The sequence below is a fragment of the Bacillus sp. B1(2022) genome, from assembly GCF_040259625.1.
Classification (GTDB): Bacteria; Bacillota; Bacilli; order Bacillales; family Bacillaceae; genus Bacillus; species Bacillus velezensis.
Window position 1 is genome coordinate 222,953 of record NZ_JANIFO010000003.1, and the last position, 14,118, is coordinate 237,070.

13 protein-coding genes and 1 riboswitch are annotated in these 14,118 nt (G+C 47.2%); all 13 genes read left to right on the forward strand.

The genetic code is table 11. From position 1 onward, the window contains the following. Window positions 1–188: 188 nt before the first annotated feature. The gene (locus NQS30_RS07245) at window positions 189–4,484 is read left to right on the forward strand and encodes a S8 family peptidase (RefSeq protein ID WP_069007001.1); all 4,296 of its coding nucleotides are present in this window, start codon (window positions 189–191) and stop codon (window positions 4,482–4,484) included. Window positions 4,485–4,700: 216 nt separating this feature from the next. After that, window positions 4,701–5,630, forward strand: a complete 930-nt coding sequence (gene spoIIGA, locus NQS30_RS07250) for a sigma-E processing peptidase SpoIIGA (RefSeq protein WP_025284698.1) — start codon at window positions 4,701–4,703, stop codon at window positions 5,628–5,630. A gap of 57 nt (window positions 5,631–5,687) precedes the next feature. Further along, a complete protein-coding gene (sigE, locus tag NQS30_RS07255) occupies window positions 5,688–6,407 on the forward strand; it encodes an RNA polymerase sporulation sigma factor SigE (protein WP_007409714.1) in 720 nt (239 codons plus the stop codon). A 140-nt stretch (window positions 6,408–6,547) separates the two neighbouring features. Further along, the gene (sigG, locus tag NQS30_RS07260) at window positions 6,548–7,330 is read left to right on the forward strand and encodes an RNA polymerase sporulation sigma factor SigG (protein WP_003154420.1); all 783 of its coding nucleotides are present in this window, start codon (window positions 6,548–6,550) and stop codon (window positions 7,328–7,330) included. A gap of 128 nt (window positions 7,331–7,458) precedes the next feature. Next, entirely contained in the window at window positions 7,459–8,256 is a 798-nt protein-coding gene (locus NQS30_RS07265) for an ABC transporter ATP-binding protein (RefSeq protein WP_015239823.1), read from the forward strand. Window positions 8,257–8,260: 4 nt separating this feature from the next. Further along, a riboswitch (TPP riboswitch) is annotated at window positions 8,261–8,366 on the forward strand. Window positions 8,367–8,442: 76 nt separating this feature from the next. Next, entirely contained in the window at window positions 8,443–9,723 is a 1,281-nt protein-coding gene (locus NQS30_RS07270) for an acetylornithine deacetylase (protein ID WP_218791624.1), read from the forward strand. A gap of 60 nt (window positions 9,724–9,783) precedes the next feature. After that, window positions 9,784–10,035, forward strand: coding sequence for a YlmC/YmxH family sporulation protein (locus tag NQS30_RS07275; RefSeq protein ID WP_015417429.1), 252 nt, complete (start codon window positions 9,784–9,786; stop codon window positions 10,033–10,035). 154 nt (window positions 10,036–10,189) lie between these two features. After that, window positions 10,190–11,026 carry a peptidoglycan editing factor PgeF gene (gene pgeF / locus NQS30_RS07280; protein WP_232321912.1) on the forward strand — a complete coding sequence of 279 codons (837 nt, stop codon included), beginning with the start codon at window positions 10,190–10,192 and terminating at the stop codon, window positions 11,024–11,026. A 4-nt stretch (window positions 11,027–11,030) separates the two neighbouring features. Beyond that, a complete protein-coding gene (locus NQS30_RS07285; RefSeq protein ID WP_218791625.1) occupies window positions 11,031–11,723 on the forward strand; it encodes a YggS family pyridoxal phosphate-dependent enzyme in 693 nt (230 codons plus the stop codon). Continuing rightward, window positions 11,720–12,178 carry a cell division protein SepF gene (gene sepF / locus NQS30_RS07290; protein WP_007409719.1) on the forward strand — a complete coding sequence of 153 codons (459 nt, stop codon included), beginning with the start codon at window positions 11,720–11,722 and terminating at the stop codon, window positions 12,176–12,178. Before NQS30_RS07285 ends, sepF begins: the two co-directional genes overlap by 4 nt. Before the next feature lie 6 nt (window positions 12,179–12,184). Beyond that, a complete protein-coding gene (locus tag NQS30_RS07295) occupies window positions 12,185–12,463 on the forward strand; it encodes a YggT family protein (RefSeq protein ID WP_003154408.1) in 279 nt (92 codons plus the stop codon). Between the two features lie 61 nt (window positions 12,464–12,524). Further along, window positions 12,525–13,295, forward strand: coding sequence for a YlmH family RNA-binding protein (locus NQS30_RS07300; protein WP_007409722.1), 771 nt, complete (start codon window positions 12,525–12,527; stop codon window positions 13,293–13,295). Window positions 13,296–13,389: 94 nt separating this feature from the next. Next, the gene (gene divIVA, locus NQS30_RS07305; RefSeq protein ID WP_003154406.1) at window positions 13,390–13,884 is read left to right on the forward strand and encodes a septum site-determining protein DivIVA; all 495 of its coding nucleotides are present in this window, start codon (window positions 13,390–13,392) and stop codon (window positions 13,882–13,884) included. Window positions 13,885–14,118 lie beyond the last annotated feature (234 nt).

Genomic DNA, 14,118 nt, shown 5'->3' on the forward strand with positions numbered 1-14,118 from the left:
AAAAAAGCAACTTTATACCTATGACGAATTGATTGTTTTTTAATTTCATACGGCTTTCTACAGAATGTGACAATATCTGGATGGAAGATTGTCTACATTTAACGTACAGCATCGAAATAACAAACGATTCCAATTATGAAGGAGGGATACACATTTTATAGGGCGTTACCAAATAAGGGGGGATACGATTGAAGAAAAAAACAAGAAACAGATGGACAGGCTCCGTTTTAAGCGCGATTGTCGTCAGTTCCCTGTTGTTTCCGGGTGCAGCCGGAGCGAACAGCACACCGGGGGCAGTTTCTTTCACCAAAGATCTTTCTTCCTCTAAGAGCATTCAGCATAAGATTTCCGATTCAGTCAAGAAGCGTTTTGAAAAAAATGATAAAGTCACGTTTCTTATCAAATTTAAAGAGAAAGCCAATACGAAAAAAGCGGTCAAAGAAGCAGAAAAAAACGCCAAGTCTCAATCGCTTTCCGCAGCAAAAACTGAATATCAAAAGCGGTCAGCCGTCGTTTCTTCTTTAAAACTGGCGGCTCATGATGCGCAGCAGAATCTGAAAACATATTTGGAAAAACAAAAAAAGAAAGGCAAGGCTGATCACATCCATTCCTATTATATTGTTAACGGAATGGCAGTCACTGCTTCGAAAGAGGTAATGGAAAAAGCCGCCTCATTTCCTGAAGTAGAAAAAGTTCTTCCGAATGAAAAACGTCAGCTTACTCAACGACAATCAAAAGCTCCTTTTCAAATGAAGAAAAAACAAAAAGAGATCAAAGCAAAGGAAGGCATCGAATGGAATATCAGCCAAATTGATGCGCCGCAGGCCTGGGCTTCAGGATACGACGGAACCGGCACGGTTGTCGCCTCCATTGATACGGGAGTTCAGTGGGATCATCCGGCGCTTAAAGAAAAATACCGGGGTTACGATCCTGAAAATCCCGCAGCGCCGAATCATGAAATGAACTGGTATGATGCCGTGTCCCATAAAGACGCTCCCTACGATGATCTTGAACACGGCACTCATGTAACAGGGACCATGACGGGTTCAGAACCTGACGGCTCAAATCAAATCGGTGTGGCTCCGGGGGCGAAATGGATCGCAGTAAAAGCATTTTCAGATGACGGAGGAACTGATGCCGATATTTTGGATGCCGGTGAATGGGTGCTCGCGCCTAAAGATAAAAACGGCACGCCGCATCCCGAGATGGCGCCGGATGTTGTTAATAATTCCTGGGCAGGCGGTTCGGGAATGGACGAGTGGTACCGCGATATGGTGAATGCGTGGAGAGCGGCAGGGATTTTTCCGGAATTCTCTGCGGGAAATGAAGACTTATTTACACCGGGAGGACCGGGTTCAATCGCAAATCCGGCCAATTATCCTGAAGCATTTGCGACAGGTGCGACTGACATCGACAAGAAACTCGCTGATTTCTCACTTCAAGGCCCCTCACCGTATCATGAAACAAAACCGGACATTTCGGCTCCGGGAGTGAATATCCGTTCTTCGATTCCTGGAGGAACATACGAAGGCGGCTGGGACGGAACTTCAATGGCCGGGCCGCATGTGGCGGCGACGGCGGCTTTGTTAAGGCAGGCGAACGCCTCTATTACGGTCGATGAAATGGAAGACGTTTTGACGCGCACCGCCGAAAAGCTGACAGATTCCGTTTTTCCGGAATCACCGAATAACGGTTACGGCCACGGTCTCGTTAACGCTTTTGATGCCGTTTCTGCCGTAACGGACGGAATCGGAAGCGTAGAAGGCAAGGTCTCTTCTGCGGGCGAAGATCACAATCCGCCCAGCTTTCACCATGAACCGGTCTCAGCGGCTTACAAAGGGGCAAACCTTCCGTTAACGGTTACAGCAGAAGACGATGTAAGCGTAACTGAAGTCATCCTTTCCTATCAGTTTGATGAAGGAGAGTGGAAAACGACAGCCGCCGTTCAAAAAAGCGGTGATGAAAAAAAGGGAACATACCAGGCGGAAATTCCGGATGTAACGGGAAGCAAGATAAGTTATAAATGGACCATAAAAGATTTCGGAGGCCATTCTGTAGAATCTGATACGTACCGGGCTGACGTGAAACCGAGCATTACGGCGGGATACAAAGAGGATTTTGAATCACAGCCGGCGGGCTGGTCCAGTTACGGGACACATGACCAATGGGAATGGGGTATCCCGGGTTCAGGGCCCGGCACCGCATTTTCCGGAGATAAAGTGTATGCGACGAATCTGTCCGGCCCTTATGCCGATTCAGCCAACATGAATTTGGTGATGCCTCCGATTCAAGTTCCGGAAACAGGACGGCTGTTTTTGCAATTTAAAAGCTGGCACAAGCTCGAAGAATTTTTTGATTACGGGTATGTGTTCGTTCTTCCGGAAGGAAAATCACATTGGGAGCAGGCGGCCGTTTACAATGGTGACTCCGCAGGATGGAACGATGAAGAGGCAGATTTATCTGCGTATAAAGGCCAAAACATAAAGCTCATGTTTAATATGCAGTCAGACGAAGTACTCAATGAAGACGGATGGTATATCGATGATGTCCGGCTTTCAAGCAGCCCTCTCGGCAAGGCGGCTAAAAAAAGTAAACACAATAGACAAACACCTCCCGGCCACCTGAAGAAAAAAGCAGTCAGTCCGAAACAGGCCAAACCGGCAGTGAAATCACCCGGAAAAAGAGTAAAACGTGAAACAAACCTCCTGCCTCTCAGAGCGCAAATCAGTGTCGCCGAGACGGGGAAATCCGTATATTCCGACCCTGCAAGCGGAAGCTACAGCCTGTCGCATAAGGCGGGAAGCTATACGCTGAAAGCCGAGGCTTACGGATTTAAGTCCGCTTCGAAACAAGTTTCTATTCAATCAGACAAAACCGCACAGGCAGACTTTACACTGGAGCAAATGCCGTCCGGCACGCTAAAAGGAACCATCACCAATCAGTCAACAGGCGAACCGGTAAAAGGGGCTGCGCTTTATGTGGCTGAGGATGCCGCAATTGAACCGGCGGTGACAAACGATAAAGGGGAATATTCGCTTAAGGCGTACGAAGGCTCCTACACAATCAAAGTAGCGGCAAAAGGCTTTTACAATAGCGAATTTTCCGTTGACATCAAAGGAGATGCTGAAAAAAACGTCAAGCTTAAGCCGTATATCGGTTATGAAGGGGAAATTGCCTATGATAACGGAACGGAAGAAGCCGCGCTGTCATATTTTAAAGCCGGCAGCAAATCTGCCGTTAAGATGACGCTCAAAGACGGAAAAGAACACGGTATGCTGACGGGAGGCCTTTTTAAATTTTGGGGCGCCGACTGGCCTGATCCGGGCGGTACCGAATTTCAAGCAGAAGTATATGATGCATCCGGCCCTGATGGAGCTCCGGGCAGCAAAATTGCCGGCCCGTTCCAAGCTGAAGCGCTTCGAAACGGCGAATGGACCAAAGTGGATCTCAGCTCAAAAGGAATCGCGGTCGGAAAGGATTTTTATCTTGTGTTCCGCCAGACGAAACCCGATCCTTATACACCTGCCCTGTCATCTGATGACGGCAGTCCGTACTCGAACAGAAACTGGCAATACCTCGACGGCCGCTGGTCTAAAACCGATAAATCAGACGGAAACTTTATGATCAGGGCTTTGGTCGACTACGAAGCTTCTGTGCCTGACATAACGTCGCCTGAAGACCGGTCATTTACAAACAAGAAGTCAATCACGGTGAAAGGAACGGCTTCACCAAAAACCGCTGTCCGTCTTACCAATAACGGTAAAACCGCCGCAGAAACGAAAGCAGATGCAGACGGCAATTTCCAGGCCGGCGTCACACTCACTGAAGATGCCAATCGGCTGACGGCGGCATCTGTGACAGACAGCGGGTCAACCGATGAGTCAAGCCCTGTCACGGTCATACTGGATGAGGATAAGCCGGATGTGACGATTGACAGTCCGGCAAACGGTGATAAAACAAATAAAGAAGCAGTGACCGTAAAAGGAAAAGTGCACGACGCCCATTTAAAATGGGTAAAGGTGAACGAAAAAAAAGCTGAAGTAAATAACGGTTCTTATCAAGCGAGAACCCTTCTGGAAAACGGCAGCAATGAGATCAAGGTCACGGCCTCAGATGAAGCGGGTAACAAAACAACGAAAAAGACGGTAATCGATGTCAATTACAATGCTCCCGTCATTTCCGGATTGGTTCCCGGAGCGGATAAGGAATTAAAAGCCGGAGAATCAGTGAAAATCGCTTTTTCAAGCGGAAAGAAATTAGACGCTTCCTTCGTTATCCGTCTGCCTCTGACAAACGCCCGGGCAGGGAGCCAAAACGCAACAGAGCTTCCGCTGAGAGAAATTTCTCCGGGACGATATGAGAGTTACTGGACGGCGACTTCTTCCATCAAAGCAAGCGGAGCAAAAATTGACGTTATCGCTAGAGATGACTACGGAAATGAAACGAGACAGACGGCTAAAGGAAAACTTTATATCAATGAGTAAAAACAGAGCGCTGCCAGATCACGGCAGCGCTTTTTTAGTTGAAGCGGACAATAGGAAATCAACCTTTTTGGCCCTCGACAAATAAAACGGTTATCCCTTAAAAATTGTACTTTACCCTCAACATTAATTGACAGACTTTCCCACAGAGCTTGCTTTATACTTATGAAACAAGAGAGAGAAACAGATAAGTAAGACAAAAGAGGAAAGGGGTCAGATGTGAAAATCTATCTGGATGTCATTTGGCTGTTGAACTTTTGTTTTGATTCTCTTTTGCTTTTATTGACCGCCTTTATTTTAAAACGCCAGGTAAAAAAAAGAAGAGTGGCCGCCGGCGGTTTCATCGGGTCAGCCATTGTGCTTCTGATGTTTACGCCTGTTTCTCCCTTTGTGGAGCATCCGGCGGGAAAAATGGCGTTTTCAGTAGTCATCGTGCTTGCGGCTTTTGGCTTTAAACGGTTCCGATACTTTTTTCAAAATTTGTTCGCCTTTTATTTCGCGACTTTTCTCGTCGGCGGGGGAATGATCGGCGTACATTCCCTGCTGCAGACAGAATCAATTGTGCAGCAAGGCGTAATGGTCACAAGCCAGACCGGATTCGGCGACCCGATCAGCTGGATGTTTGTAGTTATCGGATTTCCGGCCATATGGTTTTTTTCGAAAAAGAGAATTGAAGACATCGAGACGAAGTCCATTCAGTACGATGAACTTGTCATGGTGCAGGCGGAATTCAGCGGACAGACAATCCGCGCGAAAGGATTGGTGGATTCCGGGAATCAGCTGTATGATCCGCTGACGAAAACGCCGGTCATGATCCTTCACATTGACAAATTCGCTCCGATTCTCAGCGAAAAGGAAACGGCCCTCATCAAATCCGCCAGTCCGCTTGAAGTGATAGAGCAGCTTGATGATTCGTTCCGCCATGCGGATAAGCTGAGGCTGATTCCATACAGGGGCGTCGGCCAGGATAATCAATTTTTACTCTGTTTAAAGCCGGATTACGTCACGATTTTAACAAAAGACGAAATGATCGCTTGTGAAAAATGCCTGATCGGCATCAGCACAAAACCATTATCCGCGGACGGTGAATTTGACGGAATCGTTCATCCGAAGATGCTGACAGGGAAGGCTGTAAAACATGTTTCCTGACGAAAAGTCTGTTATTCATCATACTCAAAACGCGTTGTATTTAGAAGGGGGAGGAAGATGAAAAAACTTAAGCTGCGTCTGACATATTTGTGGTATAAATGGCTGATGAAACTCGGACTGAAAAGCGATGAAGTGTATTACATAGGAGGAAGCGAGGCGCTGCCGCCGCCTTTGTCTAAAGAAGAGGAGCAGGTGCTCTTATTAAAGCTGCCGAGCGGGGATCAGGCGGCGCGGGCCATCCTGATTGAGAGAAACTTACGTCTTGTCGTTTACATTGCCCGCAAATTCGAAAATACCGGCATTAACATCGAGGACTTAATCAGCATCGGCACCATCGGTTTGATCAAAGCGGTAAACACTTTTAATCCGGAAAAGAAAATCAAACTCGCCACCTACGCGTCGCGATGTATCGAAAACGAAATTTTAATGTACTTGCGCCGAAACAATAAAATCCGTTCAGAGGTGTCCTTTGATGAACCGCTGAACATTGATTGGGACGGAAACGAACTGCTGCTTTCGGATGTGCTCGGCACAGATGATGATATTATTACAAAAGACATTGAAGCCAATGTGGATAAAAAACTTTTGAAAAAAGCGCTTGAGCAATTAAACGAAAGAGAAAAGCAGATTATGGAACTGCGTTTCGGGCTTGTCGGAGAAGAAGAAAAAACACAAAAAGATGTAGCCGACATGATGGGGATTTCACAATCTTATATCTCCCGGCTCGAAAAGCGGATTATCAAAAGACTGAGAAAAGAGTTTAACAAAATGGTGTAAAATTTTTTCCATCTGACAGCCCTTACTGCTGCAAGGATTGCCGCAGCCGGATGTTTATTTCTGTAAAATGGCGGTGCATATTTTTCCCACCCGAGGAGATACTTAACGTTGTACAGCAGCTCCTAGTGGGAGGGAAAAACGTGTCAAGAAATAAAGTCGAAATTTGCGGGGTGGATACCTCCAAATTACCGGTGCTCAAGAATGAAGAGATGAGAAAGCTGTTTAGGCAATTACAGGATGAGGGCGATGATTCAGCGAGGGAAAAGCTTGTAAACGGCAATCTGCGCCTTGTCTTAAGCGTCATTCAGAGGTTTAACAACAGAGGAGAGTATGTTGATGACTTATTTCAGGTCGGCTGCATCGGACTAATGAAATCCATTGATAATTTTGACCTAAGCCATAATGTTAAGTTTTCAACATACGCTGTACCGATGATCATCGGAGAAATCCGCAGATATTTGCGGGATAATAATCCGATCCGCGTCTCGAGGTCGCTTCGCGATATCGCATATAAAGCGCTTCAAGTAAGAGAGCGGTTAATCAGTGAGACAAGCAGGGAGCCGACAGCAGAGGAAATCGCCAAAGTTCTTGAAGTGCCCCATGAAGAAATTGTGTTTGCCCTTGACGCCATCCAGGATCCGGTTTCACTGTTTGAGCCGATTTATAATGACGGCGGCGATCCGATCTACGTGATGGACCAGATCAGCGATGAGCGCAATAAGGATACACAATGGATTGAGGAGCTCGCTCTGAAAGAAGGCATGAGAAGACTGAACGAACGGGAAAAAATGATTTTGCGAAAGCGCTTTTTCCAAGGGAAAACCCAAATGGAAGTCGCTGAAGAAATCGGCATATCCCAAGCTCAGGTCTCAAGGCTTGAAAAAGCAGCCATTAAACAAATGAATAAGAATATCCATCAATAACGGAAAAAGCCTTTAAACCTTGTTTAAAGGCTTTTTTCATGCGATGGTTTACGTTTGCAAAAAAGTGATGTATTCTAATGTGTAAAAGTTTTTAGAAAATTTAAATAAAGTAAACGGGGGAAACTGCAATGATTTTACAGCTGGACAGTGTGTCATTAAAAAGAAACGGGAAATGGATTTTGAAAGATATCAACTGGCGCGTCGAGAAAAACGAAAATTGGGTGCTGTACGGATTAAACGGAGCCGGAAAAACGGCTTTGCTGAATATGTTATGCTCTTATTACTTCCCCACTTCAGGAGAGATGCAGGTGCTCGGCCACCAATTCGGCAAAACAGAGCTCGGTGACAGGCTCAGAAGGAAAATCGGTCTTGTTTCGGCAGGTCTTCAGCACAAATTATATGCCGCGGACTCCGCTTTTGAAATCGCCCTCAGCGGCGCGTACGCCTCAATCGGGCTGTACGCAACTCCGAGTGAGCAGGTAAGGGAAAAAGCGATCGGACTTCTGAAGGATTTGGGCGCCATCGGTTACGCCGACAGACGGTATGAAACATTATCACAAGGGGAAAGACAAAGAGCGCTGATTGCGCGGGCGCTTATGGCTGATCCGGAACTGCTGATTCTGGACGAACCCGTGACGGGTCTTGATTTTATGGCAAGGGAGCAGCTGCTGGACACGATTACGTCGATCGCCGAAAAAGAAAATGCGCCGTCCATCCTTTATGTCACCCATCACGCTGAAGAAATTCTGCCGGTGTTTGATCAGGCGCTGCTTTTAAAACAGGGCGAGGTGTTCGCCTCCGGGAAAATCAGGGACATGCTTTCTGACGAGCGGCTTACAGCGTTTTTCGATATGCCTGTCAATGTCTTATGGAACAATGGCCGCCCGCTTTTAACACGTGCAAAAGAGGCATCATCCGTAAAATAACATAAATTCACCCTGGGGGTGCTGCCATGCGGCTGAGAGAGACGTTTGTCTCAACCCTTAACGGACCTGATCCGGATCATGCCGGCGGAGGGAAGCGGTGAAAAAAGCGGAGGAAGATCCGTTTTTTACCCGTTTCATTTCATGAATGAAACGGGTTTTTTGATACAGCCAAAGGGGAGATTTCCAATGCATCAGATTGATATGCTGTTACACCAGGCGGAGAAACGGCGGCACGACTTCATACGTATTGCTGAAAGACTGATAGCCTTTCCGACTCCGGCCCCGCCAGCAAGAAATACGGCAGAAGCCCAAAAGTGGGTGGCCGGATTTTTAAAAGAAACGGGCTGCTCGGTCGATATGTGGGATGTGTATCCGGAAGATCCGAATGTAGTCGGTGTTTTAAAAGGGACAGATTCAAGCAGGCATCAAAGCCTGATTTTAAACGGACACATTGATGTGGCAGAAGCCGGGGGCGAAGACTGGCACTCTGACCCGTTTCAGCCGCACGTAAAAGACGGCATGCTGATCGGAAGGGGCGCCGCTGATATGAAAGGGGGGGTGGCGTGTGTTCTTTTCTCTCTGAAGCTGATCCATGATGCCGGCATTAAGCTTCCGGGCGACCTCATTGTACAGTCTGTAATCGGAGAAGAAGTCGGTGAGGCGGGGACGCTGGAATGCTGCAAACGCGGCTATCACGCGGATTTTGCCGTTGTCGCGGATACGAGCAGCCTGCATATTCAAGGGCAGGGCGGAGTCATCACCGGCTGGATAGAATTGAAAAGCAAACAAACATTTCATGACGGCATGAGGCGCAATATGATTCATGCAGGCGGAGGCACATTCGGAGCGAGCGCCATCGAAAAAATGGCAAAAATCATCACTGCCTTGGGAGAGCTGGAGCGCCACTGGGCGGTAACGAAAAGCTATCCCGGCTTTGCGCCCGGCACTAATACGATCAACCCCGCCGTCATTGAAGGCGGAAGACACGCAGCGTTTGTCGCCGATGAATGCCGGTTATGGATCACCGTCCACTTTTATCCGAACGAAACGCACGAACAAGCAGCCGCAGAAATCGAAGACTATATTAATCGTGTCGCTGACAGTGATCTGTGGCTCAAAGAAAACAGGCCGGTGTTCAAATGGGGAGGATCTTCGATGATTGAAGACAGAGGAGAGGTGTTCCCGGCGCTGGAAATCGACCCGGACCATCCGGCAGTTTCTGTCTTGGCTGCATCACACTCAGCCGTCAAAAAACAGGAGCCCGTCATTGATGTTTCCCAAACCGTAACTGACGGAGGGTGGCTTTATCATGCCGGGATTCCGAGCGTCATATACGGTCCCGGCGATTTAAGAAACGCCCACTCCGTAAACGAGGAAGTGTCCGTTGATGAGCTTATGGACTATACGAAAATTATGCTGAGATTTATCCTCGGCTGGTGCAGCCGCAAAAAAGATTGCCCGAGGTGACAAGGTTCAGCCAGGCCGTTCATATAATAGGAAAAAGAACGGGCAAAGGGCGTGATACGGATGATCAGCATATCTGAATTTCAAATAAAAGATGTGGTAAACGTGTCGAACGGAAAAAAACTCGGAAGCATCGGTGATATTGATATTAACGTGACAACGGGAAAAATTCAGGCGATTATTTTAGGCGGCAGCGGAAAAGTTCTCGGTTTTTTCGGAAAAGAAGAGGAAATGATCATTCCTTGGCGAAATATAGTTAAAATTGGGGAAGATGTCATCTTAGTGCGTGTAAACGAACCAAAGGGGGGAGAGTAATCCTCCCTTTACTTGTAAAAAGCCGGAAATCTCAATGTTTCCGGCACATTTATTTATCTCATTTTTCAATCAGCCGCTAAACGTATGCTTAAAATTGTGTTAAAATGAGTGGGAAATTACGCTTTTTTAATGTTTGTCGAAAGGTTGGATCTCCATGAATACATATCACCCGTTTAGTCTTACCACCCCCTCGGCACTCATGATAGAAGACTGGAACTGTGTGAATCAGCTTAACACAAAGGTCATCGCCGGATTCACAACGAAAAACGGCGGGGTCAGCAATCCTCCGTATGAGTCATTAAATACCGGATTGCACGTCCGGGACGAAGCTCATGATGTTGTGACAAACCGTGAAGTCATAGCGTCCTTATGCGGTACTGATCTGGATTCCTGGGTGTTCGCCGACCAGACACATGAAAACCGCGTCCGGCGCGTGACAGCCGGGGATAAAGGAAAAGGAGCGAGAGACTATTCTTCCGCATTCCGCGGGACGGACGGGCTCTACACGAAAGATGCGAATCTTTTTTTGGCTCTTTGTTTTGCGGACTGTGTGCCCTTGTATTTTTATGACCCGGTGAAATCCATTATCGGCGCTGCCCATGCCGGATGGAAGGGGACGGTCAAACAAATCGGACGCATCATGACGGAACGCTGGGTAAACGAAGAAGGCTCCCGTTTAACAGATATTCAGGCTGTCATCGGTCCGTCCATCAGCGCGGGAAGCTATACAGTCGACGACCGCGTCATCAATGAAGTGCGGGCGCTGCCTTTTACGGCTGAATCCGCCATATGCGAAACGGAAAAAGGCCAGTATCAGCTTGATTTAAAAGAGGTCAACCGTCTTCTTCTGATACATTGCGGCATTCCGGAAGAAAACATTTCAGTCAGCGGTATATGCACCGAACGAGAGCGTGAACTATTCTTTTCACACCGCCGCGACAAAGGGAAAACGGGACGCATGATGTCCTTTATCGGAATGAAGGAGGCGTAAGATCTTGCGTGTTGCTGATCAATTACGACATATAAACGAAAGAATAAACGAAGCATGTAACAGATCGGGCCGAAGCCCCGAAGATGTTACCGTCATCGCGGTTACAAAATACGTATCAGCTGAAAGGGCTCAAGAGGCCGTTGATGCCGGTATTACAAGTCTGGGAGAAAACCGGGATGCCGAGCTTATCCATAAGCAGGAAGTCATCAAAGGCAGCCCGGAGTGGCACTTTATCGGCAGTCTTCAGTCCAGAAAGGTGAAGGCCGTCGTTGACCGTGTATCTTATATTCATTCCTTAGACAGACGGTCATTGGCAAAAGAGATTGAAAAACGGGCGCAGAATGCGGTTCGCTGCTTTGTGCAGGTGAATACTTCGCTTGAGCCGTCTAAGCACGGTTTGAAAACAGAGGAGGTCATCCCCTTTATCAGAGAGCTTTCTGAGTTTAGAAACATTTCTGTAGAGGGCCTGATGACGATGGCTCCCCTGACAGACGATACAGAAACGATCAGAGCCTGCTTCCGGCAATTGCGTGATCTGAGGGATCAGGTGCAAAAACTGCATCAGACAAACGCACCGTGCCGGGAACTGTCAATGGGCATGTCAAATGATTATGAAATCGCTGTTGAAGAGGGCGCAACTTTTATCAGAATCGGCTCTTCATTAGTCGGAAATGAACCGGGGGGTGTAAACAAATGAGCATGAAAAATAAACTGAAAAACTTTTTCTCAATGGATGAGGAGGAGTACGAGTACGAATACATTGAAACGGAGCAGGATCATCCGGAAGAGCATGAACAGCAGAAAGATAAACAGCCTGCTTACGCTCAGAAGCCGCAGGGCAAGCAGAACGTAGTAAGCTTGCAAAGTGTTCAGAAATCCTCTAAAGTGGTGTTGAGTGAACCGCGTGTATATGCGGAAGCGCAGGAAATCGCCGATCATTTAAAGAACAGGCGGGCGGTTGTCGTCAATCTGCAGCGCATCCAGCATGATCAGGCGAAAAGAATCGTCGACTTTTTAAGCGGTACTGTCTACGCCATCGGCGGCGACATTCAGAGAATCGGTTCAGATATTTTTCTGTGCACGCCTGATAATGTCGACGTTTCCGGTACGATTTCGGAGCTTATAAATGAAGACGAACATCAGAGGTGGTAAAGCAGGATGATTCTTTATCAAATTTTTTCCGTTCTGAGTTATTTAATTTACATCTACTCGTTTGCCCTGATCATCTATATCTTTATGTCATGGGTGCCGAGTACGAGAGAAACGGCGGTCGGACGGTTTCTCGCAGCGATTTGCGAACCGTATTTAGAGCCGTTCAGAAGGATCATTCCGCCCATTGCCATGCTGGATATATCCCCGATTGTAGCGATTATCGTGCTTCGGTTTGCCACGACGGGACTTTGGGGACTATACCGCATGATCGCAATGTATACTTGAATGCGACAGTTTGATACGGGCTTGGCACCAGCCAAGCCTCTTTACATAGAAAGGAAAGAACATGAGCGATATTTACCAGCACTTCAGACAAGACGAGCGGCCTTTTATTGATCAGGCGCTTGAATGGAAACAGATTGTCCTGGACCAGTATCGGATGAAGCTGACTGATTTCTTAGATCCCAGAGAACAGGTCATTGTAAAAGCCGTTATCGGCGACGCCTGCGGTCTTGCGTTTTTCGGAGGATATGACAGAGCTGAGCGCAAGCGCGCGATTTTATACCCTGAATATATGGAACCTGAACAGGATGATTTTGAGCTTCGGGCTTTTGACGTTCAATACGCTGAAAAATTCGTCAGCATTGACCACCGCTCTCTTCTCGGATCATTAATGGGGATCGGCTTAAAGCGGCAGAAATACGGCGATCTGATTTTCTCTGAGGAAGCCGTGCAGCTGATCGTCTCCGGTGAAATCGCCGATTTTGTCAGCACTCAGCTGACCAAGGCGGGCAAAGCGCCGGTAAAGCTTGAGAAAATCGAGCTTTCCGCTCTTCACATTCCCGCTTCAGATGTCGAAATAAGGGATGACACGGTTTCTTCATTGCGTCTCGACGCCGTCTGCGCTTCAATGAGCAGGCAATCCAGGCAGAAAGCGCAGGCGCTTGTGAAAAACGGGCTCGTTAAGGTGAATTGGAAAGCCATTGAAGATCCGTCTTATCAGGTTGCTGAAGGGGACATGCTCTCGATTCGCGGCTTCGGACGATGCAGTTTGGCAAAAGTTGACGGAAAAACGAAAAAAGACAAATGGAAAGTTACATTTGAACGGCAAAAATGAGTCGTTTTTTCAGTTTTTTTCTCCATCTGTGCCGTATTTGTTTTATAATGTGAACTAGATAACCGTACTGAAATGTAAAAATGGAGGTGGCAATATGCCATTAACGCCGAATGATATCCATAACAAAACGTTTACAAAAGGTTTTCGCGGATATGATGAAGATGAAGTAAATGAATTTTTAATGCAGGTCAGAAAAGATTATGAAATCGCACTCCGTAAAAAAACGGAGCTTGAGGCGAAAGTGAACGAGCTGGACGAAAAAATCGGCCACTTTGCCAATATCGAAGAAACGCTGAATAAATCAATTCTCGTAGCCCAGGAAGCCGCAGAAGACGTAAAGCGCAACTCGCAGAAAGAAGCGAAGCTGATCGTCCGTGAAGCAGAAAAAAATGCTGATCGCATCATCAATGAGTCGCTTTCCAAATCAAGAAAAATCGCAATGGAAATTGAAGAGCTGAAAAAACAGTCTAAAGTCTTCAGAACACGTTTCCAAATGCTGATTGAAGCGCAGCTCGACCTGCTGAAGAACGATGATTGGGATCATCTGCTGGAATACGAAGTCGACGCGGTTTTTGAGGAAAAAGAATAATTTTCTGATTTTCTTGACATTCTCCGGCCCGTTCGAATATAATACGTTCATAAATTCAGATGAAAAGACGATTGAAAGGGACCGGCATGACTCAAAACAGGCTATAAAGCGACCCGGGGAAGGTGAAAGCCCGGGATGGCCGGAATCATGCAGATCAGCCCTTTAGTTTCCTTTCTGAACCGAGAGTAGGATAGGACGTTCCATCACGTTACGATGTTCGAGAGGAAAAGACGG

Bases quoted from the DNA above. Each gene is read 5' to 3' on its own strand.
- sigE (WP_007409714.1), top strand. From the start codon at position 5,688: ATGAAAAAACTTAAGCTGCGTCTGACATATTTGTGGTATAAATGGCTG.
- NQS30_RS07265 (WP_015239823.1), top strand. From the start codon at position 7,459: ATGATTTTACAGCTGGACAGTGTGTCATTAAAAAGAAACGGGAAATGG.
- NQS30_RS07270 (WP_218791624.1), top strand. From the start codon at position 8,443: ATGCATCAGATTGATATGCTGTTACACCAGGCGGAGAAACGGCGGCAC.
- NQS30_RS07275 (WP_015417429.1), top strand. From the start codon at position 9,784: ATGATCAGCATATCTGAATTTCAAATAAAAGATGTGGTAAACGTGTCG.
- pgeF (WP_232321912.1), top strand. From the start codon at position 10,190: ATGAATACATATCACCCGTTTAGTCTTACCACCCCCTCGGCACTCATG.
- sepF (WP_007409719.1), top strand. From the start codon at position 11,720: ATGAGCATGAAAAATAAACTGAAAAACTTTTTCTCAATGGATGAGGAG.
- NQS30_RS07295 (WP_003154408.1), top strand. From the start codon at position 12,185: ATGATTCTTTATCAAATTTTTTCCGTTCTGAGTTATTTAATTTACATC.
- NQS30_RS07300 (WP_007409722.1), top strand. From the start codon at position 12,525: ATGAGCGATATTTACCAGCACTTCAGACAAGACGAGCGGCCTTTTATT.
- divIVA (WP_003154406.1), top strand. From the start codon at position 13,390: ATGCCATTAACGCCGAATGATATCCATAACAAAACGTTTACAAAAGGT.